This window comes from Paenibacillus sp. FSL M7-0896 (assembly GCF_037975415.1).
Classification (GTDB): Bacteria; Bacillota; Bacilli; order Paenibacillales; family Paenibacillaceae; genus Paenibacillus_AQ; species Paenibacillus_AQ silagei.
In genome coordinates this window covers 4,064,776-4,089,341 of sequence record NZ_CP150250.1, presented here as the reverse complement: position 1 = coordinate 4,089,341, position 24,566 = coordinate 4,064,776, and the positions used below count along the sequence as shown (strand labels likewise).

The window sequence follows — 24,566 nt, the reverse complement described above, 5'->3', positions numbered from 1 at the left end:
CATGGAGCAGAACGTGGAGAGAAGAAAGAGGTTTGAGCTGTTGATGAAGCAGGGGGAGATTCCGCCTGCCATGATTGATCCTTATTTTGTAGACGGACAGATTGAACGGGTGGAGATTAGCCGCGGCAACCATGACTGGCATATCGTGATTGCGAAGACAACCCTGATTCCCGCCCAGACCTACCGGGCATTTATCCTTAGAATGCGTGAGAAGCTGCAGCATATTGCCAAGGTCAGCTTCTTGTTCCTATATGATGATACTGTAAGCAGAGCTGATATTGTACAGGAGTACTGGGGCATGTTCCTGGAGTGGGTCCAGCGTGAGATTCCGTCCGTCAACGGTTGGCTGACGCGCTCCAGCCAGGAGCTGCAGGACGGCACGCTCATCCTAAGCCTGAACGATTCCATGTCGCTCGAACTGGCCCGCAAAAAGGGTATCGAAGCCGCCATTATTAAATATTATGATAAATACTTCGCTCTCCCTCTCAAGGTCAAGCTGCAGATGTCCGAGGATGAGACTAAGAACAAAGCGGATGCCTATGAGGAGTTCCAGCAGAAGCTCCAGCAGGAGCAGCGTGAGCTGGTAGAGCTGATGATGATGAACAGTGAGCCGGACGAGCCTGAAGAAGCGGGGGACCCGGGCGAGGTCATTAAGCTTCAGATCGGGAATGACATTAAGGAGCAGGCCGTCTCCATTCTGGAGATTCAGGATGAAGAGAAGAAGATTACAATCCAGGGGACGATCTTCGGGCTGGACAGCAAAGAGCTGCGTAACGGGAATACGCTGTTCACCTTCTGCATCACAGACTTTACGGATTCCCTGCAGATGAAGATGTTCGCCAAAACCAAGGAAGAGCTGAAGATCATGGGTCAGCTGGCTAACGGCAAATGGGTCCGGGCGCGCGGCAAAGTGGAGTATGACCGGTTCATGCAGATTCCCGAGCTGGTGATGATTCCTTCGGATCTGACCGAGGTGTCGGCGCCGCCTGCCCGTAAGGACAATGCCAAGGAGAAGCGCGTGGAGTTTCACCTGCATACGACTATGAGCACGATGGATGCGGTAGCACCGATTGATGCCTATGTCAAAACAGCTGCGAAATGGGGCCACCCGGCACTTGCAGTTACCGACCACGGCAATGTTCAGAGCTTCCCGGATGCGAATCATGCCGCCCATAAGCATAAGCTCAAGATGCTCTACGGTGTCGAGGCCAATGTCGTCAATGACGCGGTCAATATCGTGGAGAATGCGCAGCCGCTGGAGCTTAAGACGGCAACCTATGTCGTTTTTGACATCGAGACCACGGGGTTGTCCATCACACGCAATAACATCACGGAGCTTGCGGCGATCAAGATGTGCGAAGGCAAGGAGCTGGACCGCTACACCACCTTTGTCAATCCGCATGAGAAAATCCCCTACCACATCCAGCAGCTGACGAACATTACGGATGAAATGGTCAAGGATGCCCCGGATCTGGAACCGGTGCTTAAGGAATTCGTGGAGTTTGTAGGAGACAGCATTCTCGTTGCGCACAATGCGCGGTTCGATATGGGCTTCATTCAAGCTTCTCTGAAGAAGCTGGGGCAGCCGGAGCTGCCGAATCCTTCACTGGATACGCTGGAGCTGGCGCGTCTGCTCTTCCCCAAAATGAAGAACCACCGGCTCAATACGCTTGCTGACAAGTACAAGGTACTGCTGGAGAGCCATCACCGTGCGGTGGATGATACGATAGCACTGGGCGGGATTCTGAACGGTCTCTTGGCCGATGCGGAGAAGATGAAGGGGATGACCCGGCTGGACCGGCTGAATGATTATGTAGGCAATGACCTGTCGAATGTGCGGCCGTTTCACTGCGGCATCTATGCACTGAATCCCATCGGCAAAAAGAACCTCTACAAGCTGATCTCCATGTCGCATACCGAGTACTACAAGCGGGTACCCTGCATTCCCAAATCGAAGCTTGAAGAGCATCGTGACGGACTGCTCGTCATATCCGGCTGTGAGCGGGGCGAGTTCTTCGAGGCTGTGCTGAACAAGACCTTAGAAGAGGCGATTGAGGTTGCCCAGTTCTATGATGTGCTGGAAATCCAGCCGCTGACCATGTACATGCATCTGGTGGATAAAGGGTTCGTAGCGAGTCCAGAGGACCTGCGGGGAGTTGTACGCAAAATCTGTGAGATTGGCGAGCAGATAAACAAGCCGGTGATAGCCACTGGGAATGTGCACTATCTGGAGCCGCGCGATAAGCTGTTCCGCGATATTACGATCCACGGGATTACCGGGTTCAGTCCGCTGAAGGACCAGAACAAGCCGGATGCCCACTTCCGTACAACCGATGAGATGCTTGCCGAGTTCGAATACCTGGGTGCAGCCAAAGCGAAGGAAGTCGTGGTAACGAATACTGTTGAGCTGGCTGAGCGGTTCGAGGAGTACGATTTGTTCCCAAGCGATCTCTTCACACCTATTATTGAAGGTGCGGATGATGAGATCCGCAATACCTGCTATGACACTGCCAAATCGATCTACGGCGAGGAGCTGCCGGAGGTTGTGGTTGCCCGTCTGGAGAAGGAGCTTGCCCCGATTATTAAATACGGGTTCTCCGCCAACTATCTGATCTCGGAACGGCTGGTCAAAAAGTCGAACCAGGACGGTTATCTCGTCGGTTCCCGTGGCTCGGTAGGCTCGTCGGTAGTGGCAACATTCCTTGGAATATCGGAGGTTAATCCTCTCCCGGCCCACTATATCTGCACCAATTCCGAATGCCGGCACAGCGAATGGTTCCTGGACGGAAGTGTACCGAGCGGCTTTGACTTGCCGGATAAGGACTGTCCGGATTGCGGCGGCAAGCTTAAGGGAGAAGGGCAGGATATTCCGTTTGAGACCTTCCTGGGCTTCAAAGGGGACAAGGTTCCCGATATCGACCTTAACTTCTCCGGGGAGTATCAGCCGAACGCCCATAATTTTACCAAAACAATGTTCGGTCCGGACAATGTATTCCGCGCGGGAACCATCGGTACGGTGGCGGAGAAGACCGCCTTCGGCTTCACTAAGAAATATGAGGAGCATCACCAGAAGCGCTGGCGCGGCGCGGAGGTTGGACGGCTTGCCGCCGGCTGTACCGGTGTGAAGCGCAGTACGGGGCAGCATCCCGGCGGTATCGTTGTTTTGCCGGACTACATGGAGATCGAAGATATCACTCCGGTGCAGTTCCCGGCGGATGATGTGACAGCCGAGTGGAAGACCACCCATTTCGACTATCACGCCTTCGATGCCAACCTGCTCAAGCTCGATATTCTCGGCCACGATGATCCGACGATGATGCGGATGCTGCAGGATCTGACTGGCGTCGACCCGACGACCATTCCAATGAATGATCCGAAGGTGATGAGTATGTTCAACTCTACGGATGCGCTCGGGGTAAGGCCGGATCAGATCCGCACCCCGGTAGCCACTTATGGAGTGCCCGAGATGGGGACGAAGTTCGTCCGCCAGATGCTTGTCGAAGCGAAGCCGTCCAGCTTTGCCGATTTGCTGCAGATTTCGGGGCTGTCCCATGGAACCGGCGTGTGGCTGGGAAATGCCCAGGAGCTGATCAAGAACAACACCTGCAACATTAAGACGGTAATCGGCTGCCGTGATGATATTATGCTCTATCTGATCTATAAGGCCGGCATGGATGCCAGTCTGGCCTTCAAAATTACGGAGAGCGTGCGTAAAGGGAAGGGCTTGCCGCCGGAGTGGATTGAAGAGATGAAGAATTGCAAGGTGCCGCAGTGGTACATTGATTCCTGTCTCAAAATCCAGTATATGTTCCCGAAGGCCCATGCCGCGGCTTATGTTATTTCAGCGGTGCGAACAGCCTTCTTCAAGCTGTATCATCCGATAGAATACTATGCGACTTACTTCTCGGTCCGCGCGGCGGATTTCGATATCGAGCTGTGCTGCAAAGGCTACGAAGCCATTGCGCGCCAGCTGGTAGAGATCGAAGCCAAGGGCTTCCAGGCGCTGCCTAAGGAAAAAGCTATGCTTCCGGTCCTGGAGATGGCCCTGGAGATGACCGCACGCGGCTTCACCTTCAAGAACATTGATCTGTACCGCTCGGACGCTACCAAATTTACGGTAGACGGTACGAGCCTGATCCCTCCATTCTCCTCGCTTGCGGGAATCGGGGATAATGCTGCGATTAATATCGCTGCTGCCAAGGACGCAGGAGAATTCCTCTCCATTGAGGATTTCCAGCAGAAATCCAAGGCCAGTAAAACGGTGATTGAGCTGCTCACGGGAATGGGCTGCTTCCGGGGATTGCCGGAGAGCAACCAGCTTTCACTGTTCTAACAACCGGCTTAAGTGATAGCATATAGAGTCCTTTAAAAAGGGGAGTCAAGGGCTGGTACTTGTCAGTGCTGCCTCACTATGGTATAATTTTTTTGGTAATAATGAGATAAGTCCGTTGTGTAAAGAGTGGGGAAACCCACTCTTTATCTTTGGTATATAGCAAAAGACAAGTTCGTGGAGGTAATCTTCTTTTGAGCACACCCAAATCCAAAATTAAACAAACGGTAGAGCAGCTGCTCGGGTCCTATCTCGAGGACAATGGTTTCGAACTGGTGGACGTTGAATACGTGAAGGAAGGCTCCAACTGGTTTCTGCGCGTATTCGTAGACAAAGAGGGCGGCATCGATATCGATGACTGCGGTACCATCAGCGAATATATCAGCCAGAAGCTGGATGAGAATGATCCGTTCTCCGAAGCGTATTTCCTTGAAGTCTCCTCGCCGGGAGCTGAGCGTCCGCTCAAGAAAGCTGCGGATGTCGCCAAGGCAGTGGGCAAGGACGTATATGTAACGGTCTATGAGCCGATTCAAGGACTCAAAGAATTCGAAGGCCGGTTGCTCTCGTTCGAGAACGAGGAACTGCTCATCTCCGCGGGCAAAAAAGAACATGTGGTACCTTACGCCAAGGTCGCCAGTGCGAGATTGGCCATTATTTTTTAACGTCTTGAAAGGGGGACCGGAATTTCATGAGTATGGAGTTTATTGAAGCTATGAATGAACTGGAAAGGGAGAAAGGCATCAGCAAGGATGTGCTGTTCGAAGCCATCGAAGCGGCGCTGATCTCCAGCTATAAACGCAATTTCAATGCGGCGCAGAATGTGCGTGTGGATATGAACCGCAACACAGGCGTAATCAAGGTGTTTGCCCGCAAGCTGATTGTGGAGGAGGTTCTCGATGCACGGACTGAGATCTCACTCCTGGCTGCCCGGGAGATCAACCCGCATTTCCAGCTGGAGGACATCGCTGAGCAGGAAGTCACGCCGCGTGATTTCGGCCGCATTGCCGCCCAGACTGCGAAGCAGGTGGTTACCCAGCGTATCCGTGAAGCGGAACGCGGCCTGATCTATAACGCTTTTATCGACAAGGAAGATGATATTGTTACCGGCCTTGTACAGCGTCAGGATATGCGCAATATCTATGTGGATCTTGGCAAAATCGAGGCGGTTCTTCCGCTGAGCGAGCTGATGCCTGGAGAGAAGTTCAAGCAGAGCGAGCGCATCAAGGCTTATATCACCAAGGTGGAGAACACGACCAAAGGACCGCAGATCATGCTGTCCCGCAGTCATCCGGGTCTCCTGAAGCGTCTGTTCGAGCTGGAGGTGCCGGAGATTTTTGACGGGGTGGTGGAGATTCGTTCCGTTGCCCGCGAAGCCGGCTTCCGCTCCAAGATCGCCGTGTTCTCACGCAATCCTGAAGTGGACCCGGTGGGCTCCTGCGTAGGGCCGAGAGGCACACGTGTACAGACCATCGTGACTGAGCTTCGCGGTGAGAAGATTGATATCGTCAGATATTCCGAGCTGGTGCAGGAGTATGTAGCCAATGCGCTTAGCCCGTCCAAGGTGCTTGAGGTTCAAGTCTTTGAAGCTGAGAAAATGGCCCGCGTCATTGTTCCTGACTATCAGCTGTCGCTGGCTATCGGCATCAAGGGGCAGAATGCCCGTCTTGCCGCCAAGCTGACCGGCTGGAAGATCGATATCAAGAGCGAGACGCAGGCGGAGCAGGAATACGGCAGACCCAGATCGTCCAATGATGAAATGCATCAGGATTCCGTCTCCATCGATTAATGAATGCTGACTGACGGGAGGTGCTTTGTTATGAAGCAAAGAAAGGTGCCGCTGCGTAAATGCGTTGCCAGCCAGGAGATGATGCCTAAGAAAGAGCTGATTCGCGTGGTGAGAACGCCTGAAGGCGAGGTGCTGATCGACCTGACAGGCAAGAAGTCGGGCCGTGGCGCTTATATCTGCGGTAAACTGGAATACTTTAAGCTAGCACAGAAGACCAAAGCACTTGACCGGGCATTGAAATGTCAGGTCAGTCCTGAAATCTATGCCCAGCTTGCCCGGGATTTTGCATCCGTGGAGGAGCAGTTTTTGGCAGCGAAGGATAGTGAGGACAATGAGTAAGACACTTTCTTATTTAGGGCTTGCGATGAGAGCAGGCAAGATTGTCACCGGCGATGAGGCTGTGCTTAAGGCAGTGCGGTCTTCAGAGGCGAAGCTGGTCGTCCTGGCAGGTGACGCTTCAGATAATACCCAGAAGAAGTTCCGCGATAAATGCGGAACCTACGATATTCCACTAGTAATCGCATTTCACCGGGATGAACTCGGTGCAAGTATTGGTAAGGACCAGCGCGTGGTGCTGGCCGTTACGGATAAAGGATTCGCGGAAATGATCTCCAGAACGCTTGGAGATACTGTCGGAGGTGGAGTTATTGACTAAAGAAGATAATAAGGATAAGCTGCGCGTATACGAATATGCCAAGTCTTTGAACATGAGCAGTAAAGAAATTATTACCATTCTGAAGCGTTTGGATGTTCCGGTGAATAATCATATGAGTGTCATGGAGAATGGCTCCGTGAACAAAGTTGAACAGTTCTTCAAGGACATCAAGTCAAACGCTGCAGCCAAGCGGGACAACGGCACCAGCAGCCGTCCGGTAGTCACTACCGGTGCGGTAACCGCCGAAGTACGCAGTGCTCAGAATACCAACAAAATTCAATCGGAAAAGCAGGTAGGTATGAACAGTAACCAAAACAACAACCAGTCGACGACGTCCCCAAGGCCCCAAAGCGGACAAGATTCCCGCAGAACACAAACATCAGGATCCGCTCAGAATTCCCGCCCGCAGGGCAGTTCAAGCAGCAGCCGTCCACAAAGCAGTTCGACTGGCAGCCGCCCGCAAGGCAGCTCCACCGGCAGCCGCCCACAGGGCAGCTCCACTGGCGGAAGCCGTCCACAAGGCAGCTCTACTGGCGGAAGCCGTCCACAGGGCAGCTCCACTGGCAGCCGTCCGCAAGGCAGCTCTACTGGCGGAAGCCGTCCACAAGGCAGCTCTACTAGCGGAAGCCGCCCACAGGGCAGCTCTACTGGCAGCCGTCCGCAAGGACAAGGCGGCGCACCACGTACAGGTGACCGTCCGTCAGGTCAAGGCAATGCAGGCGGAGGTTTCTCACGCAATGACGGTCCTAAGAAGAATACCACTGGCGGCAGACCTGGCGGCAACAACAGCGGCCAGAAACGTTACGACGACAACAAGGGCGGCAACTATCGCGGCCGTGGCGGCAAGAACAACCGCGGCAGAAACCAGCCGACCGTATATCGTGAGAAGATTGACAACACACCTAAGAAGATCATTGTCCGTGGCAGCATGACCGTGGGTGAAACCGCGAAGCTGCTTCACAAGGATGCTTCGGAAGTGATTAAGAAGCTGATCTCGATGGGGGTTATGGCCACCATCAATCAGGAGCTTGATATCGATACGATTCTGCTGCTGGCCGGCGAATTCGGCGTAGAAGTAGAAGTGAAGATTCCGGTTGACGAAGACAGCTTCGAGACCGTTGAAGAGAATGATTCCGAAGACGATCTGATGACACGGCCACCGGTTGTAACGATCATGGGTCACGTTGACCATGGTAAAACAACCTTGCTCGATGCTATCCGTTCCACGAATGTATCCGGTGGCGAAGCAGGCGGAATTACGCAGCATATCGGTGCCTATCAGGTTGAGATTAATCATAAGAAAATCACATTCCTTGATACTCCGGGCCATGAAGCGTTCACCGCAATGCGTGCCCGTGGTGCCCAGGTTACGGATATGACGATTATCGTTGTAGCGGCAGATGACGGCGTAATGCCTCAGACCGTAGAAGCGATCAACCATGCCAAGGCAGCCGGACTTCCGATCATTGTGGCAGTTAACAAGATCGATAAGCCGGGCGCAGACCCTGACAAGGTGAAGCAGGAGCTTACAAGCTATGAGCTGGTGCCGGAAGAGTGGGGCGGCGATACAATCTTCGTCAACCTGTCGGCTAAGCAGCGCATTAACCTTGAAGAGCTGCTGGAAATGATCCTGCTCGTTGCTGAAGTGAATGAGTACAAGGCGAACCCGGACAAACGGGCACGCGGTACTGTTATAGAAGCTGAGCTTGACAAGAACCGTGGACCGGTTGCCCGTATTCTCGTACAGAACGGTACACTGAAGGTCGGAGACGCATTTGTAGCGGGTAACTGCTTCGGCCGCGTACGTGCCATGGTGAATGACAAGGGACGCAAAATCAAGGAAGCGGGACCTTCCACTCCAGTGGAAATTACCGGTCTGACCGAGGTGCCGCAGGCGGGCGATCCGTTCATGGCCTTCGAAGATGAGCGTAAAGCACGCGCAATCTCTGACAGACGTTCTACATCGCAGCGCCAGTCCGAGCTGAACACGAACACCCGCGTTACGCTGGATGATCTGTTCAAGCACATCAAGGACGGCGAGATCAAGGATCTTAACGTAATCATCAAGGGTGACGTTCAGGGTTCGGTAGAGGCGCTTAAGGGCTCCTTGGCCAAGATCGAAGTGGAAGGCGTACGCGTGAAGATCCTTCACAGCGGTGCCGGCGCGATTACAGAATCCGATATTACCCTGGCAGCAGCTTCCAATGCTATTGTGATCGGCTTCAACGTTCGTCCGGATGCCCAGACGAAAGCGGCAGCTGAGCAGGAGAAGGTGGATGTGCGTCTGCATAACATCATCTACAATGTCATTGAAGAGATTGAAAGTGCTATGAAGGGCATGCTTGATCCTATCTTTAAAGAGAACGTTATCGGCCACGCTGAAGTGCGCAACGTATTCAAAATCAGCAAAGTGGGCAGCGTCGCAGGTTGTATGGTTACCGACGGCAAAATTACCCGCAATGCTGAAATGCGCCTGATCCGCAGCGGTATCGTTGTCTTCACAGGCAAAATCGACACCTTGAAGCGTTTCAAAGATGATGCAAAAGAAGTGGCACAGGGTTATGAATGTGGCATAACTTTGGAACGCTATAATGATGTCCTTGAAGGCGACATCATCGAAGCATTCATCATGGAAACGGTAGAGCGCTAAGCGAAGAGGTGAAATAAGATGTCTAAAATCAGAGCGGGACGGGTTGGCGAGCAGATTAAGAAAGAGCTGAGCCAGCTCATCCAGAGCGGACTGAAGGACCCGCGTGTCGGGTTCGTAACTGTAACTGGCGTAGATGTGACGAACGATCTGTCACAGGCCAAGGTATACCTGAGCGTATTCGGGGACGAGGAGCAGAAGTCAGACTCGCTTAGAGCGATTGAGAAAGCTAATGGCTTTCTCCGCTCGGAGCTTGGCAAAGCGATCCGCCTGCGCCATACGCCTGAGCTGATCTTCAAGATTGACGAATCCGTTGCTTACGGAAGTCATATTGAGAAGCTGCTCGGCGAAATCGGCAAAAACGAATAGGCTACGGAACATAAAGGAGACGGCGAATGCAGAGCTATGAACAAAGTCTCCAGCAGACGCGTAAGTTTCTGCTGGAACACGACGATTATCTTGTAGTGTCGCATGTTCAGCCGGACGGAGATGCAGTCAGCTCCACCCTCGCGGTGGGCTGGCTTCTCTCATGTCTGGGCAAAAAATATCTGATGCTGAATGAAGGCCAGATTCCGCAGCGGATGGAATACTTATGGCATGCCGATCAGATTGTCAATCTGTCTGAAGGTTCTTTGCCCCGCCAGTACGGCCATGTGATATGTGTTGACTGTGCTGATTTCCAGCGTGTAGGACTTACCCAGCAGCATTTCACCAGTGATGCCCTGATCTTGAATATAGACCATCATCCAACGAACAACGGCTACGGCGCGGTGAATCTCATCAAGCCGGATGCGGCAGCGACAGCAGAGATTCTGTTCGATCTGCTGAAGACCTTTGAACTCGAGTGGGATATTGATATTGCCACAGCCATTTATACCGGGCTGTTGACGGATACCGGCGGTTTCCGTTACAGCAATACTTCTCCTAAAGTGATGGCGGCGGTATCCGAGCTGCTGGCACTGGGTGTGAATGGACCGGACCTGGCTGAGACCCTGCTGGAAGAGATGACGCTTCCCCAGGTTAAGGTGCTCAACCGCGCACTTAGCACATTACAGCTTAGTCCTGAAGGAGATATAGCCTGGGTGTATGTTACACCTCAGGATATGCTGGACTCTGGAGCGGCCAATGAGGATCTTGAAGGGATTGTCAACTATCCCCGTAATATCCGCGGGGTAGAGGTAGGCATTCTGTTCAAGGTCATTGATGACCATGCGGTGAAGGCCAGCCTGCGTTCAGCAGGTAAGGTGGATGTGGCGCTACTTGCGCAAGCCTTCGGCGGCGGCGGACACACCCGGGCAGCGGGCGCGCGTATTAATGGAAGTCTGGAAGAAGCTGTGGCACAGGTGCTTGAGGAGGTCAAACGTCATTTATGAGTGAGCTTACAGGAGTTCTGGCTGTATATAAGCCGGCAGGGTTTACTTCACATGATGTTGTGGCCAAGGCGCGGCGCATTCTGGGCATGAAACGGATTGGACATACCGGGACACTTGATCCTCAGGTAACTGGTGTATTGCCGCTCTGTCTGGGACGGGCTACTAGAGTAGTTGAGTATATCCAGGAGCTGCCCAAGGAATATGTTGCCACACTGCGGCTGGGAATGGCCAGCGATACAGAGGACCTGACCGGCACGATTACGGAATCTGTTGAGGAGGTTCATATCACAGAAGCCGAAGTGCTGGCTGTGCTGAACTCCTTTCAGGGCGTGATCTCACAGGTACCGCCGATGTATTCCGCAGTGAAGGTGGACGGCAAGCGTCTGTACGAGCTGGCCCGGGAAGGCAAGACCGTAGAGCGCAAGAGCCGTGAAGTGGAGATTTATGAGATTGAGATGCAGGAAATGGTCTGGAACGGCAATTATCCGGAGATCACTTTCCGGGCGTTATGCTCCAAGGGAACCTATATCCGCACCCTCTGTGTAGATATCGGACGTAAGCTTGGTCTTCCCGGTGTGATGGTGAAGCTGGAGCGGACGATGTCGGCCGGGATCTCGGCCAGTCATTGCCTGACTCTGGAGCAAATTGCCGAACACAAGGAAGGCGGTACACTGGATGAGCATCTGATTGCTGCCGACGAGGCGATTTCACATTTGCCCAGACATACCGTTGCGGCAGAGAAGAAGAAATCAGCCCTGCAGGGGCAGCGTCTGTCGTCCCGTTTTGTAATGCCGGAAGTGAAGCAGGCCGGAGATTTCCGTCTCTATGATCAGCAGGGGGAGTTCCTCGGTATTTATGCTTTGGAGGCTACCGGAGCTATTGCACCTGTCAAGGTGTTTGCCCAGGTCTAAACTTTAATTTATTTGCGAATGTAGGTGAGAAACAGCGTGAGAACCGTAACGTTAAGCTATCCGATGCTGCCTGAGGCGGCAGCACAGTACGCGCAGCCTCAAGTAGTTGCTCTGGGACAGTTCGATGGACTGCACCTCGGGCATGCCAGTGTCATCACTTCAGCTGTTGCTCTTGCCCGCGAGGCAGGTGTACCCGCTGCGGTGATGACCTTCTACCCCCATCCCAAGGATGTTATGGGCAAGGGGGATTATGAGGGATATTTGACCCCTTCTAAGGATAAGCAGGAGCTGCTTGCCGGGATGGGTGTTGAGCTTTTATATATAATTGAGTTTAATGAAGAGCTCTCCCGGGTGAGTCCGGCGGATTTTGTCTCTGTAATGCTGCTTCCGCTGCAGATTATAACTGCAGTTGTTGGGTTCGACTTCCGCTTCGGCTACATGGGCGGGGGAGATGCGGACACGCTTGCGGAGCTGGGACAGGGTGCGATGAAGGTAGAGACGGTCGCCCCGTTCCTGCTTGAAGGAGAGAAGGTCAGCAGCTCGGGTATCCGCAAGAGCTTGCTGAGCGGGGAACTGGATAAGGCCAATGCCTGGTTTGGACGTTGTTATCACCTGCGCGGTATCGTCGGTCACGGGGAGAAGCGGGGCCGGACCATCGGCTTTCCGACCGCGAACCTGCAGCTCGAAGACCGCTATGTGATTCCGGCCAAGGGCGTATACGCCGTCAAGGTCTTTTACCGGGACGAGGTCTTGTACGGGGTGATGAATGTCGGCGTGAAGCCAACATTTCACGAAGGCGTGACCACTCCGAGCTTTGAGGTTCACCTGTTTGATTTTGCCTCAGATATCTATGGGCAGGAGCTTAAGGTGGAGCTGGTCTCCTATATCCGCTCAGAGCGCAAATTTGAGTCTATCCAGGCCTTAATTGCACAGATCGGCGCAGATGCTGAGACGGCCAAAGGGATGCTGGGATATCATTCCTAATCTTTCCGGACAAGCCGTTTACTTTTGCCTGTGAAGGTGCTATACTGATTAACGTTGCTGGAATGACAGCATGTGAACCTTAGCTTGGTTACTTGTTCTCACCGACGGTGACGAGGCTACTGGCGATTATAATGAAGGAGGTGAACAGGATGGCATTGACTCAAGAACGTAAACACCAATTGATCGACGAGCACAAAACTCATGAATCCGATACTGGATCCCCTGAGGTGCAAGTTGCTATCCTTACGGAGAACATCGTTAATTTGACTGACCACTTGCGTACGCACAAGAAGGATCATCATTCCCGCCGCGGACTGCTGAAGATGGTTGGACAACGTCGTAAACTGCTGGCGTATTTGAAGAACAAAGACATCAGACGTTACAGCGCCCTGATCGAAAAACTGGGATTGCGTCGTTAATTTTCCATAAGTTAAGCCCAAAAGCAGCCTGGTTGTATACCGTATGTCCTTCTTACGAGCGACAGCGGGACAGCCGGGTTGCTTTTTGAAAATTTAGGGTAAACTTTTACAGTTGACAAGTTGATAGCATTCGCAAAAACGGCTATAGCACTTCTGCGGAGGACAAGCCGTTTTTGCTTGTAGAACATACAGGAACGTATTATTACCATTCAAGGAGGGGTTTTATGGAACAACGTGTGGAAATGCAGCTGGGCGGAAGACGCCTTGTGCTGGAAACAGGCCGTCTGGCCAAACAAGCGAACGCAGCCGTGATGGTGCGTTACGGAGATACTTCAGTATTGTGTACGGTTACAGCATCCAGTGAGCCTAAAGATCTGGATTTCTTCCCGCTTACAGTGAATTATGAGGAAAGATTATATGCAGTAGGCAAAATCCCTGGCGGATTCATCAAACGTGAAGGACGTCCGAGCGAGAAAGCGATTCTGTCCAGCCGTCTGACAGACCGTCCCATTCGTCCATTGTTCCCGGAAGGATTCCGCAATGACGTTCAAGTCTTGAACCTGGTAATGAGCGTGGATCAGGACTGTGCGCCTGATATTGCTGCCATGATCGGTACTTCCGCTGCGCTCAGTATTTCCGATGTGCCGTTCAACGGACCAATCGGCGGCGTGGCTGTCGGCCGGATTAACGGAGAATTCATCATCAACCCTGATCAAGCCCAGCAGGCAATCAGCGATATTTATGTGGTTGTGGCCGGTACGAAGGATGCCATCATGATGGTGGAAGCTGAAGCCAATGAAGTGACTGAAGAAGTGATGCTTGAAGCGATCATGTTCGGACATGACGAGGTTCGCAAGATTGTGGCTGTGATTGAACAGCTCGTAGCCGTTGCCGGTAAAGAGAAGATGGCTGTGAAGCTGCATGCGGTTAATGCGGATGTGAATACAGAGGTTCGTGCTTTTGCAGAGAGTCGTCTGGTGGAAGCCGTAAGAATTGCCGAGAAGCATGCCCGTCAGGATGCTATTGATCTGGTGAACAACGAAGCGGTGGCGTATTTCGCAGAGAAATACATAGAAACCCCAGAGCTTCTTAAGGATGTTAAGGAAGCCCTGCATGATATCGTGAAGGATGAAGTAAGACGTCTGATCACGCATGACAAGGTTCGTCCGGATGGACGTAAGCTGGACGAGATCCGTCCGATCGAATGTGATACAGCGCTGCTGCCGCGTACGCACGGTTCCGGTCTGTTCACACGCGGCCAGACACAGATCCTCAGCGTATGTACACTGGGTGCACTGGGCGATGTGCAGATTCTGGATGGTATTGATCCGGCTGAAACCAAGCGCTTCATGCACCATTACAACTTCCCTCCGTTCAGCGTTGGGGAAGCCCGTCCGCTAAGAGCACCGGGACGCCGCGAGATCGGCCACGGGGCACTCGGTGAACGCGCATTGTCCAAGGTGATTCCAAGTGAGACTGAATTCCCGTACACCATCCGTCTGGTATCCGAAGCGATTGAATCCAATGGCTCCACCTCCCAGGCAAGTATCTGTGCCAGTATTCTGGCGATGATGGATGCAGGGGTACCTATCAAGGCTCCTGTAGCTGGTGTAGCGATGGGTCTGATCAAGGACGGGGAGCATGTGTCCATCCTGACCGATATTCAAGGCATGGAAGATCACCTCGGCGATATGGACTTCAAGGTAGCAGGCACAGCAGAAGGCGTAACGGCGATTCAGATGGATATCAAAATCGACGGCATCGACCGTAAAATTCTGCATGAAGCGCTTGAGCAAGCCAGAGAAGGCCGGATGTTCATTTTGGGTAAAATGAATGAAGCAATTGCTGCTCCAAGACCGAGCCTGTCTAAATATGCTCCGAAGATCATTATCATCAATATCAATCCGGACAAGATCCGTGATGTGATCGGTGCCGGCGGTAAAATCATCAACAAGATTATTGAAGAAACCGGCGTGAAGATCGACATCGAACAGGATGGCCGCGTATTTATCGGTTCTTCTGACGAAGCTATGATCCAGAAGGCCCGTGGCATCATCGAAGGAATTGTGAAGGAAGTAGTGGTTGGTGAGATTTATGTGGGTACGGTTAGACGCATTGAGAAATTCGGCGCATTTGTTGAATTGATCCCTGGTAAAGACGGACTTGTGCATATTTCCCAGCTGTCCACTGAGCGTGTGGCGAAAGTGGAAGATGTTGTGGCGATTGGCGACACCATTACCGTGAAGGTAACGGAAATCGACCAGCAGGGCCGCGTCAACCTGTCGCGCAAAGCGGTGCTGACTTCAGAGAGCGGAGCGAAGGCGTAAGCATTACGCCGCCGCTTCACCGATATTCCAACTATAGAGATGAAGAAGAGACAGAAGCAGGACGGTTCTGCCTCTTTTTTTTTGGAAAAGTATGTGCAGCGATTGGGTCCTGACAGGACGGCTATATCTTGCCCGCTTGAAGATGCCGATGGTGCAGTATGCATAATTTGCACCCTTCATACATAGGCTGGGACAAAGCGTCCCCGCACGGCTTGACCCTGGTGCGGAGACGGAACAGACCGTTTGTGCCGGGGGGGTATAACGTCATGAAGACGGACAAGGCGGCGCTAGTGCTGGCTTGCATCGCAGTAGTCATTGGAATTGGCAGCACGAATGGACCCGTGAAAGAGATGATTGCCGGGCTTAAGCCTCAGGCGGAGGCCACCGTGATGAGCTATGCAATGAATCAGGCGGAGGATGATCTGCGCGCGCAGATTACCCGTCGTGCCGAGGCGCTGAATGCGCAGCCGGTGAATGCTGTTGTGGACCGGGTATGGAAAGCCATACCAGGGTATAACGGGCTGGAGGTCGATGTAGAGGCAACCTACCGGAGCGCGCTTTTACGGGGACCCGAAGCAGGCCTTAAGCTATTGTACCGCCAGATTAAGCCTAAGGTATCACTGGATGATCTGGGAGCGCAGCCGATTTACCGGGGGAATCCGGCGAAGCCGATGGCCTCGCTGATGATTAATGTGGCCTGGGGGAATGAGTATATCCGTCCAATGCTGGACATTCTGGATGCAGAGAAGGTGAAGGTTACTTTTTTTCTGGACGGAAGCTGGTTAAGCCGCAACAAGGAGCTTGCAACAGAGATGCTGAAGCGCGGGCATGAGGTGGAGAACCATGCGTATACGCATCCTAAGATGAGTATTCTAAGCCGGACACGTGCTACTGCCGAGATTGAGAAGACGCAGAAGCTGCTGAAGGAAAGCCTGGGTGTGACGAACAAGTGGTTTGCTCCGCCGTCAGGCGACTTTAACCAGCAGACGGTGGAGATCGCCGCCTCACTGGGACTGAAGACGGTGCTGTGGACGCTGGATACGGTCGATTGGCGCAATCCGTCCCCCGAATCAGTTGTTGCCAAGATCAGCAGCCGGGTAGAGCCGGGAACGTTAATCCTGATGCATCCGACAGCATCCTCCTCGCAAGCGCTGAGAGGGATGATCCGGGGGATCAGAGCCAAGGGCCTGCAGCTGGGAACCGTCAGTCAGACACTCTCCGCTGAGCGTATCATGACTGCGGAAGTTGAGTGAACGCCCTATTTCTGATAGGATAAGAGGCGCGAATAACAAATACAGACAGAACCAGGGGCTGTGCCAGGAGGATTACACATTGGACAAAATATTATTATCGAACGGACTCCGGGTGGTGACCGAGAAGATCCCGACCGGCCGGTCCGTATCTTTCGGAATCTGGGTCAAGACGGGCTCCCGTAATGAGAACCCGCTGAACAACGGGATTTCCCATTTCATCGAGCATATGCTCTTTAAGGGGACTGACCGCTATAGCGCCAAGGATATTGCCGAACAGTTCGATGCCATTGGCGGGAACGTCAATGCGTTTACCTCGAAGGAATATACATGCTTTTATGCGAAGGTGCTGGATGAGCATCTGCCGATTGCCGTGGATGTGCTGGCAGATATGTTCTTCCGCTCACGGATGGATGCCGAGGAGCTGGCCAAGGAGAAGAATGTAATCCTGGAGGAAATCGCCATGTGCGAGGACACGCCGGATGATCTTGTCCATGAGCTGATGTGTGCTGCTGCTTACGGTGAGCACCCGCTGGCCTATACGATCCTCGGGCTGAAGGAACGCCTGCTGGAGATGACGCCGGATGATCTGCGTGCTTACATGAAGGAGCAGTACACCATCGAAAATACAGTCATCAGCGTAGCCGGTAATATTAACGACGGTCTGATTCCGCTGCTGGAGCAGCATTTCGGTTCCTTCACGAATCATGGTGAAGCGCCGGTGCTGACTGAGCCTGCATATCAGGGGGAGCTGGTGTTCCACAAAAAGAAGACCGAGCAGAATCACATCTGCATCTCCTTGCCGGGCGTCTGCAGCGGCGGGCCGCTGCAATATCCGATGGCACTCCTGAACAATGCGTTCGGCGGCGGCATGAGCTCGCGGCTGTTCCAGGAGATCCGCGAGAAGCGCGGTCTGGCCTATTCTGTCTTCTCGTACCACAGCGCCCAGGCTGACAGCGGCTTGTTCACGGTCTATGCCGGGACAGCGCCGAAGCAGACCAAGGAAGTTACAGAGCTGATCAAAGAGATGCTGCGTGATCTGGCTGTGAACGGCCTGAGCGAGGACGAACTGCGTAAAGGCAAGGAGCAGCTCAAGGGCAGCCTGATTCTCAGTCTGGAGAGCACGGGCAGCCGGATGAACCGGATGGGCAAAAATGAGCTGATGCTTGGCCGTCAGGATACGCTGGATGAAATGATAGCCAAAATCGGAGCTGTAACAATGGAGGATATCAATGCTCTGCTGGACTTTATGTTCGCACAGCCGTTGTCCCTGGCGATGGTAGGCTCCACTGATAAAGCGATAGCCAATGTTAGGAGAGATGATCTTGCCTCATTACGTTCAAATTAACAAACTACCGGGGAATGAGGATGTGCTGCTACCCTGCAAAATGTCCGAGCAGGCCTCGGGATATGACCTGTATGCCGCTGTAGGAGAGCCTGTGGTGCTTGCTCCGGGCGAGCGGACGCTGATCCCCACCGGTATATCCCTGGCGATGCCAGGCGGGCTGGAGGCGCAGATCCGTCCGCGCAGCGGGCTGGCCTTGAAGCATGGCATCACCTGCCTGAACACACCGGGCACCATCGATGCGGATTACCGGGGCGAAATTAAGGTGCTGCTGATCAATCTGGGACAGGAGCCGTTTGCGATTGCCCGTAACGAGCGGATCGCCCAGATGGTATTCCAGGCTGTGCCTGAAGTGACTCTGGTGGAAGTGGATGAGCTGTCTGACACGGTCCGCGGAGCCGGCGGCTTCGGGCATACTGGCAAATAGTAAATAGGAATTATAAAAAAGCTTGCGGACACGCACCTTAAGGTGCGCTTTCCGCAAGCTTTTTTTGAAATATATCGTTTAGCTGGAAGAGCCCCCAATCTATTTCTTTACAATGACCTCATACAGCTTCTCCATCTGGGCATCCCTGCGCTCAATAATATCATTAGCAGTTGTATAGGCTTCAATATCAGGCATCACAGCTGTGGCCGGGTCGCGGGAAGGATCAGGACGGGTGAATTTTTGGAAAGAGACCTGAAAGCCGATGTCCGATGCCGGAAGCTGGAAGCCGATAACATTTCCGTAAGCGGACGGCTGATTTCCGCTCGCCTCACCAATGATTTGACCGAGTTTGTTGTCTTGTATGATCAGAGCGAACCAGTTCGCCGAGCTGAAGGTGCGGGGAGAAGTCAATACATAGACGGACCCAATGAAGGGATGATCGGTCAGCCGGATATTTTGGACGGGAGCAGGTTCGTTCCTACCTGTACCGTCGTCCGGAAAGTCTGGGAATTGCTGCTTAACTTGTGGGGAGAAGCGGAGCTCACCTCCAAAACTCCGGTAGCTCCTGACATCCGTGTAGGCGAGAAATTCTTCAACCACCCTGGAATCCCCACCTCCATTATTCCTTAAATCAACCGCTATATTGCTGATTCCCTGTATGTAGACCTCGTCAAAGAAACGTTTTACCATTGACTTATAATCCTTTGAATACACACAGTCATTTATCTGAAAGATTCCAAGGGACTGCTCAGGCTTGATTTCAAAAGTGAACGCAGCAGAATGTGCCGGGTACGGATTGTATTCCTTCTGTCCGCTGTCTGATGACAAGGGGATGCTCTCCGAAATTTGATGTCCGGCCCTTGTTGCGTTTATCAAGACTGTACCTTCGGTGACCAGTCCTAAATGCTGCAGGAACCATTCTGACCGGAGCAGGCTGGCTGCCTGTGTTCTTACCCAGTTCTCATTCTCTGCCGGAATAAGCTGCTGCAGATCCTCTTCGAGATCCTTGACACTGCGTCCTCCAATGGCTGTAATCCGATCCCCTGGCTGAAAGGCTCCCCGTCTATCCTTCACCAGCAGACCCTCTCGGCTCCAAAATAAAGGCAAATCAAGGATATTTACCTCTGGGAGCGGGTAGAGCGTCGTGTGCCCGTCATGAAGCAGCATGACTATAGTGTCTGCAATGAAATAGAATTCACCGCGTGTCTTGGATTGCTTAATGTTGGCGTAAGCAGTGTCAATAACGGATTGCTCATCATTGGTCCAACCGTTGATCAGACGGGGGTGCATCTGGACAAGTGTATGTACAAGCTTATCGAGGTCCTCTTTCATTTGCTCCGGACTTAGCTCTGTCATGGCAGGACTAGGGGCATGTGCAGAAATGGCTACTTTATTGCCGGGGAAAGAGTTTGCTTGTTCACTCTTTGGACCGCTAATACCGGTCCGATTCATGTAGACTGTTGCTGTAGCAATTGCTGCAACTGCGATGACTGCTACAATGTAACGAATGAATTTATTCCGCATAGCATTCCTTTCATATCCATTTTTAGTTGATTATAGATTGAAATATCAGCAAACTCTGTGATTAATATCGGTGCTTCAGGAATTCCTCTCCGCTCTTCACCCATCGGCGGCTTCCGGCATAAGATGCTCTATAGTCGAATGTGGTTGTGGAAAGGAGCGTCATCCCTATGCTTACTGGCATCAGGATCGTGTTCCTGGGCGGGGACGCGAGACAAATTGAAGTGATTCGGAAATGTGTGGAATTGGATGCGGCCGTAAGCGTTGCCGGATTCGATACATGGGATGCCCCATGCCCGGGGGTAAGCCTGGAACTGTTGTCGCCCGAGCTGCTAGGCGAAGCGGATGTGCTGGTGCTGCCGGCGGTCGGCTGCGATGATGAGGGTTACATTAATGCGCTGTATTCTTCGGAACGCCTCCAGCTGCGGGAGGAGCATATCGCGGCACTGCCGTCCCGGGCATTGGTATACACCGGCATGGCTAAAAGCTATTTGCGCGGCCTGTGTGCCGGTCATTCGCTGAAGCTGGTGGAGCTGCTGAACAGGGACGATGTGGCGATCTACAACTCTATTCCGACAGCGGAGGGAGCTTTGGTGATGGCCGTACAGAACACGAACTTTACCATACACGGCTCCACATCGATGGTGCTGGGGATGGGCCGGACCGGCTTCACCATGGCCAGAACCCTCCAGGGAATGGGGGCAACGGTCAAAGTAGGCGTCAGGAAGCAGGAGCACTTTGCAAGGGCGGAGGAAATGGGCTGGAAGCCTTTTATGACAGAGGATTTGCTGCTGCATGCGCCTGAGGCGGATCTGATCTTCAACACCATACCCGCTATGATTATCAACGCACAGGTCCTGTCCCGGCTTCAGCCGCACTGCGTGATCATCGATTTGGCGTCCGCACCGGGCGGATGCGACTTCCGTTATGCCGAGAAGCGCGGGATCAAGGCGATGCTGGCACCGGGCCTGCCCGGGATTGTTGCCCCCAAGAGCGCCGGAATCATTATGGCAGGTGCGCTGGTACAGTCGATATCGGACGAGACTTTAATCAGGGGGGATGAATGAATGGATTGGCACGGAAAAACAGTAGGTTATGCCATTACCGGCTCACACTGCACCTTCGCTGAGGTGATGCCGCAGATTCAGCGGTTCATGGACTCAGGAGCGAATGTGGTGCCGATTGTGTCTGCTTCGGTACTGAACACGGATACCCGCTTTGGAACCTCGGAAAATTGGTTAAAACAGTTGAAAGATATAACAGGGAATGATATCATTTCTACAATTGTTGAAGCGGAGCCGCTGGGTCCTTCCAAGCTGCTGGATGTGCTGACGATTGCTCCCTGCACAGGGAACACAACAAGCAAGCTGGCGAACGCGATGACGGACAGTCCGGTGCTGATGGCAGCCAAATCGCAGATGCGCAACGGGCGTCCGCTGGTGCTGGCGATCTCGACGAATGACGGACTTGGGCTTAACGCTGCGAATATTGCGAAGCTCCTGGTAGCCAAACATATTTATTTCGTCCCGTTCGGACAGGATAATCCCGAGGGGAAGCCGAATTCGCTGGTGGCGCAGATGGATCTCATTCCCGAAGCCTGTTACGCCGCCCTGCAGGGTCACCAGTTACAGCCTATGTTAGTACAACGATTTCATTCTGCATAGCTTATATAATCAGTACAAGATTGGCCCGGAAGAGCGAATTTTAGCTGACGGACCCATAAGCTTCATTTCTGCCGTCCTCATCCCGGGGGCGGCACGAACAATTTTACGCTATAATAAGAGTCAGGTTATCGCGGCTACGAACACTTCTGCCTCGCGGGGTGATTTATTTCACGTAGGGTTCAGTAAGTCTGCTGAGAGAAGCAATGGAGGAATTATACATGGGTATTTTGGTGCAAAAATTCGGCGGAACCTCACTCTCCACACCAGTGGCCAGAGAACACGTAATCCGTCATGTCAAACGGGAGCTGGCCAGCGGGTTCAGCCTGGTGGTCGTAGTCTCGGCTATGGGCCGCAAGGGGGAGCCCTATGCTACCGATACACTGCTTGATCTGGCGGTTCAGAGCGGGAATTCACTGCCGGACCGGGAACGGGATTTGCTGATGTGCTGCGGGGAGATCATCTCGGCGGCCAATCTGTGCGGTCTGCTGGAGCAGGAGGGTATCCGGTCGACGGTGCTAACAGGAGCGCAAGCCGGATTCCTGACCGACAACAGCTATGGCAATGCCAGAATCCTGGACGTGCGAACAGAACGCATTCTACGGGAACTGCGTGAGCATAAAGTAGTAATAGTAACCGGTTTCCAGGGTCAGACTGAAGCGGGTGATTTCACCACGCTGGGCCGCGGAGGAAGCGACACCTCAGCTACAGCCCTTGGGGCTGCGCTGCGTGCGGATATGGTAGACATCTATACGGATGTGGACGGAATACTCACTGCTGATCCGCGGATTGTTGAAGATGCAAGACAGCTTACTTATGTCAGCTACACCGAGATTTGTAACATGGCGTATCAGGGAGCCAAGGTCATTCATCCACGGGCTGTGGAGATTGCCATGCAGGCGCAGATTCCGGTGCGTGTACGCTCGACCTTCTCCGAAGCGGAAGGGACGCTTGTGACCCATCCCGAGGGCTTCAGTGATGTATCCCATGGAGTGGTGGACCGGTTCGTCACAGGGGTTGCCTATGTCAGCAATATTACGCAGATCTCGGTGGAATGTCCGGAGGGCAATGGAACCGGGGTGCAGCTGCAGATCTTCAAAAGCATGGCCGATAACGGAATCAGCGTGGACTTCATTAATGTGACACCGACCGAGGCCGTATATACCGTGTTCGATGACAAATCGGAGCAGGCGATTGCTGCGCTGCAGGAGCTGGGCCTGCGTCCCAAGAGCTTGTCCGGCTGTGCCAAGGTCTCCGTCATCGGCGGGGGCATCAACGGTGTTCCGGGAATTATGGCGCATATCGTCGAGGCGCTCAGCTCGCAGAACATCCAGATTCTGCAGTCTGCTGATTCCAACACAACGATCTGGGTTCTCGTGAAAAAAGAAGATATGGTGCAGTCGGTTCGCGCCCTGCATGCCAAGTTTGAATTGCACCGCTGACAAGGAGGAATTCAAAGTGGATTTCGGAAGACTGATCACCGCAATGGTTACCCCGTTTGACGGAGAAGGAGAAATCAACTGGGAAGCAACTTCAAGGCTGGTCGATTACCTGATCGAGGAACAAAAGTCCGCTGCGCTCGTAGTCTGCGGAACCACCGGCGAATCGCCGACCCTAACCGATAAGGAGAAGCTGAAGCTGTTCTCCTTCGTGAAGCAGCAGGCAGCCGGACGCTGTAAAATTATTGCCGGCACCGGCAGCAACAGCACCAGACATTCCACCGAGCTTACTAAGGAAGCCGAGAAAATCGGCGTGGACGGTGTGCTTCTGGTCGTCCCTTATTACAATAAACCGAATCAGGAAGGGCTCTACCAGCATTTCTCTGCAATTGCTGCTGCGACTTCACTGCCATGCATCTTGTACAATGTGCCAGGACGAACGACAGTAAGCATGAGTGTAGCTACCACCCTGCGTCTGGCGGAGATTCCTAATATTGTGGCTACGAAGGAATGTGCTTCGGTAGACCAGATTACATGGATTGCCTCAGCTTGTCCTGAAGACTTCCATGTCTACACTGGAGATGATTCCGCCGGTCTCGCGACGCTTGCTGTGGGAGGACACGGTATTATCAGTGTGGCCAGCCATGTTGTCGGAGCACAGATGTCAGAGATGATCGAGGCCTTCACCTCCGGCAATGTCCGCCGTGCAGGCGAGCTTCACCGGCAGCTGTTTCCGGTCTTCAAGGGACTGTTCGAGTGTCCGCAGCCGCTGCCGAACCCCTCGGCCGTGAAGTATGCGCTCGGGCTGCAAGGGATAGATGTCGGCTCGGTCCGCCTGCCGCTGGTTTCACCGACGGAAGAAGAGGCGGCCTTCATTGCTGCCCTGCTCAGATAAGTTAGTCCAGGCATGGATAAGTGAATAGGCGAAGATAGGTACAACGGCAACCGGCCGCTCTTATGGAGCGGCCGGTTTTTTACGTTACGGACTTCTGGCTGCCGCAGATCGCATATGGTAATTATTTCTCCAGGATTAACTCTATGTTAAAAAAGTCAGGCATTGCAGCGTTTTTTGCTTGTCTTTTCCTTAAATATTGGCTGTTTGTTAAGGAAAGAATAGGACCAGGTACAGGGTGACTTGTCTTTTGCCAAAAAAATCATGTATAATGAACTTAAGTGACTTGGTGCGGTTAATTGAATATGCGGTAATCTTCCGGCAATGCGGATTTGTTGCATTGTAAGACAGGATAGGTCCTTGAATAAGTCTGTGCTAAATATGCCGGATTTACGCGCGAGGGGCGCGGTGGTGGAATTTTGAGGGCATTTGCCCGCTTCAAGAGGATATTACTGCCCGGATTCGGGAGTTTAGACCTGTGCAAGTATACAGACTTACCGGGAATTCCTTGTCGAAATAAGGAGTTAACAGCAATTTGATGTATATTACAGCGCCGCTGAAATATTGAAGCTCATTGTTAACAAATAAAAAGTATGACG

At 52.9% G+C, this 24,566-nt stretch carries 19 protein-coding genes and 1 pseudogene; 19 read left to right on the top strand and 1 reads right to left on the bottom strand.

What is annotated here, in order from left to right; translation table 11 throughout:
* Position 1 precedes the first annotated feature (1 nt).
* From MKY12_RS17500 to dut, 15 genes and pseudogenes are all read left to right on the top strand, one after another.
* Complete coding sequence (locus MKY12_RS17500) at positions 2-4,333, top strand: PolC-type DNA polymerase III (protein WP_339249041.1); 4,332 nt, start codon at positions 2-4, stop codon at positions 4,331-4,333.
* Positions 4,334-4,524: 191 nt separating this feature from the next.
* Entirely contained in the window at positions 4,525-4,992 is a 468-nt protein-coding gene (rimP, locus tag MKY12_RS17495) for a ribosome maturation factor RimP (RefSeq protein ID WP_036724721.1), read from the top strand.
* Between the two features lie 26 nt (positions 4,993-5,018).
* On the top strand, positions 5,019-6,116 hold the full coding sequence (gene nusA, locus MKY12_RS17490) for a transcription termination factor NusA (RefSeq protein ID WP_036724723.1): 1,098 nt from the start codon (positions 5,019-5,021) through the stop codon (positions 6,114-6,116).
* Positions 6,117-6,146: 30 nt separating this feature from the next.
* Positions 6,147-6,455: a YlxR family protein gene (locus MKY12_RS17485; RefSeq protein WP_036692616.1), complete on the top strand. Its 309-nt coding sequence runs from the start codon at positions 6,147-6,149 to the stop codon at positions 6,453-6,455.
* Positions 6,448-6,766 (top strand): annotated as a pseudogene (locus MKY12_RS17480) (YlxQ family RNA-binding protein); the annotation flags it as partial. The gene MKY12_RS17485 and the pseudogene MKY12_RS17480, both read left to right, overlap by 8 nt.
* Positions 6,764-9,421, top strand: a complete 2,658-nt coding sequence (gene infB, locus MKY12_RS17475) for a translation initiation factor IF-2 (RefSeq protein ID WP_339257517.1) — start codon at positions 6,764-6,766, stop codon at positions 9,419-9,421. The pseudogene MKY12_RS17480 and the gene infB, both read left to right, overlap by 3 nt.
* Before the next feature lie 18 nt (positions 9,422-9,439).
* Entirely contained in the window at positions 9,440-9,787 is a 348-nt protein-coding gene (rbfA, locus tag MKY12_RS17470) for a 30S ribosome-binding factor RbfA (RefSeq protein ID WP_036692621.1), read from the top strand.
* A gap of 26 nt (positions 9,788-9,813) precedes the next feature.
* The gene (locus MKY12_RS17465) at positions 9,814-10,791 is read left to right on the top strand and encodes a bifunctional oligoribonuclease/PAP phosphatase NrnA (RefSeq protein ID WP_209879030.1); all 978 of its coding nucleotides are present in this window, start codon (positions 9,814-9,816) and stop codon (positions 10,789-10,791) included.
* Positions 10,788-11,702, top strand: a complete 915-nt coding sequence (gene truB, locus MKY12_RS17460; protein WP_339249038.1) for a tRNA pseudouridine(55) synthase TruB — start codon at positions 10,788-10,790, stop codon at positions 11,700-11,702. The genes MKY12_RS17465 and truB overlap by 4 nt, the downstream gene beginning before the upstream one ends.
* Before the next feature lie 36 nt (positions 11,703-11,738).
* Entirely contained in the window at positions 11,739-12,686 is a 948-nt protein-coding gene (locus tag MKY12_RS17455; protein WP_036724731.1) for a bifunctional riboflavin kinase/FAD synthetase, read from the top strand.
* Positions 12,687-12,835: 149 nt separating this feature from the next.
* Positions 12,836-13,105 (top strand): 30S ribosomal protein S15, encoded by a 270-nt coding sequence (rpsO, locus tag MKY12_RS17450; RefSeq protein ID WP_019910460.1) that lies wholly within the window; start codon positions 12,836-12,838, stop codon positions 13,103-13,105.
* A gap of 224 nt (positions 13,106-13,329) precedes the next feature.
* On the top strand, positions 13,330-15,432 hold the full coding sequence (pnp, locus tag MKY12_RS17445; RefSeq protein WP_209879026.1) for a polyribonucleotide nucleotidyltransferase: 2,103 nt from the start codon (positions 13,330-13,332) through the stop codon (positions 15,430-15,432).
* A gap of 266 nt (positions 15,433-15,698) precedes the next feature.
* The gene (locus MKY12_RS17440; RefSeq protein WP_339249036.1) at positions 15,699-16,685 is read left to right on the top strand and encodes a polysaccharide deacetylase family protein; all 987 of its coding nucleotides are present in this window, start codon (positions 15,699-15,701) and stop codon (positions 16,683-16,685) included.
* Between the two features lie 79 nt (positions 16,686-16,764).
* The gene (locus MKY12_RS17435) at positions 16,765-18,030 is read left to right on the top strand and encodes a pitrilysin family protein (RefSeq protein ID WP_339249035.1); all 1,266 of its coding nucleotides are present in this window, start codon (positions 16,765-16,767) and stop codon (positions 18,028-18,030) included.
* On the top strand, positions 18,008-18,454 hold the full coding sequence (dut, locus tag MKY12_RS17430) for a dUTP diphosphatase (RefSeq protein ID WP_209879021.1): 447 nt from the start codon (positions 18,008-18,010) through the stop codon (positions 18,452-18,454). The genes MKY12_RS17435 and dut overlap by 23 nt, the downstream gene beginning before the upstream one ends.
* Before the next feature lie 99 nt (positions 18,455-18,553).
* Here the strand turns inward: dut and MKY12_RS17425 are convergent, their stop codons facing one another.
* On the bottom strand, positions 18,554-19,810 hold the full coding sequence (locus tag MKY12_RS17425) for a S41 family peptidase (protein WP_339249034.1): 1,257 nt from the start codon (positions 19,808-19,810) through the stop codon (positions 18,554-18,556).
* 335 nt (positions 19,811-20,145) lie between these two features.
* Between MKY12_RS17425 and dpsA the strand changes: the two genes are divergently transcribed.
* The 4 genes from dpsA (at position 20,146) to dapA (ending at position 23,970) form a co-directional block, all read left to right on the top strand.
* Positions 20,146-21,042, top strand: a complete 897-nt coding sequence (gene dpsA, locus MKY12_RS17420; RefSeq protein ID WP_339310129.1) for a dipicolinate synthase subunit DpsA — start codon at positions 20,146-20,148, stop codon at positions 21,040-21,042.
* The gene (locus MKY12_RS17415; protein WP_036724740.1) at positions 21,043-21,639 is read left to right on the top strand and encodes a dipicolinate synthase subunit B; all 597 of its coding nucleotides are present in this window, start codon (positions 21,043-21,045) and stop codon (positions 21,637-21,639) included.
* A gap of 218 nt (positions 21,640-21,857) precedes the next feature.
* The gene (gene dapG, locus MKY12_RS17410) at positions 21,858-23,078 is read left to right on the top strand and encodes an aspartate kinase (RefSeq protein WP_036692638.1); all 1,221 of its coding nucleotides are present in this window, start codon (positions 21,858-21,860) and stop codon (positions 23,076-23,078) included.
* Between the two features lie 16 nt (positions 23,079-23,094).
* Complete coding sequence (gene dapA / locus MKY12_RS17405) at positions 23,095-23,970, top strand: 4-hydroxy-tetrahydrodipicolinate synthase (RefSeq protein ID WP_339249033.1); 876 nt, start codon at positions 23,095-23,097, stop codon at positions 23,968-23,970.
* Positions 23,971-24,566: the final 596 nt, after the last annotated feature.

Coding starts and splice junctions, on each gene's coding strand:
- MKY12_RS17415 (WP_036724740.1), top strand. CDS start 21,043: ATGGATTGGCACGGAAAAACAGTAGGTTATGCCATTACCGGCTCACAC.
- MKY12_RS17425 (WP_339249034.1), bottom strand. CDS start 19,810: ATGACAGAGCTAAGTCCGGAGCAAATGAAAGAGGACCTCGATAAGCTT.
- dapG (WP_036692638.1), top strand. CDS start 21,858: ATGGGTATTTTGGTGCAAAAATTCGGCGGAACCTCACTCTCCACACCA.
- MKY12_RS17500 (WP_339249041.1), top strand. CDS start 2: ATGGAGCAGAACGTGGAGAGAAGAAAGAGGTTTGAGCTGTTGATGAAG.
- dpsA (WP_339310129.1), top strand. CDS start 20,146: ATGCTTACTGGCATCAGGATCGTGTTCCTGGGCGGGGACGCGAGACAA.
- rpsO (WP_019910460.1), top strand. CDS start 12,836: ATGGCATTGACTCAAGAACGTAAACACCAATTGATCGACGAGCACAAA.
- rbfA (WP_036692621.1), top strand. CDS start 9,440: ATGTCTAAAATCAGAGCGGGACGGGTTGGCGAGCAGATTAAGAAAGAG.
- MKY12_RS17440 (WP_339249036.1), top strand. CDS start 15,699: ATGAAGACGGACAAGGCGGCGCTAGTGCTGGCTTGCATCGCAGTAGTC.
- MKY12_RS17485 (WP_036692616.1), top strand. CDS start 6,147: ATGAAGCAAAGAAAGGTGCCGCTGCGTAAATGCGTTGCCAGCCAGGAG.
- truB (WP_339249038.1), top strand. CDS start 10,788: ATGAGTGAGCTTACAGGAGTTCTGGCTGTATATAAGCCGGCAGGGTTT.
- pnp (WP_209879026.1), top strand. CDS start 13,330: ATGGAACAACGTGTGGAAATGCAGCTGGGCGGAAGACGCCTTGTGCTG.
- nusA (WP_036724723.1), top strand. CDS start 5,019: ATGAGTATGGAGTTTATTGAAGCTATGAATGAACTGGAAAGGGAGAAA.
- MKY12_RS17465 (WP_209879030.1), top strand. CDS start 9,814: ATGCAGAGCTATGAACAAAGTCTCCAGCAGACGCGTAAGTTTCTGCTG.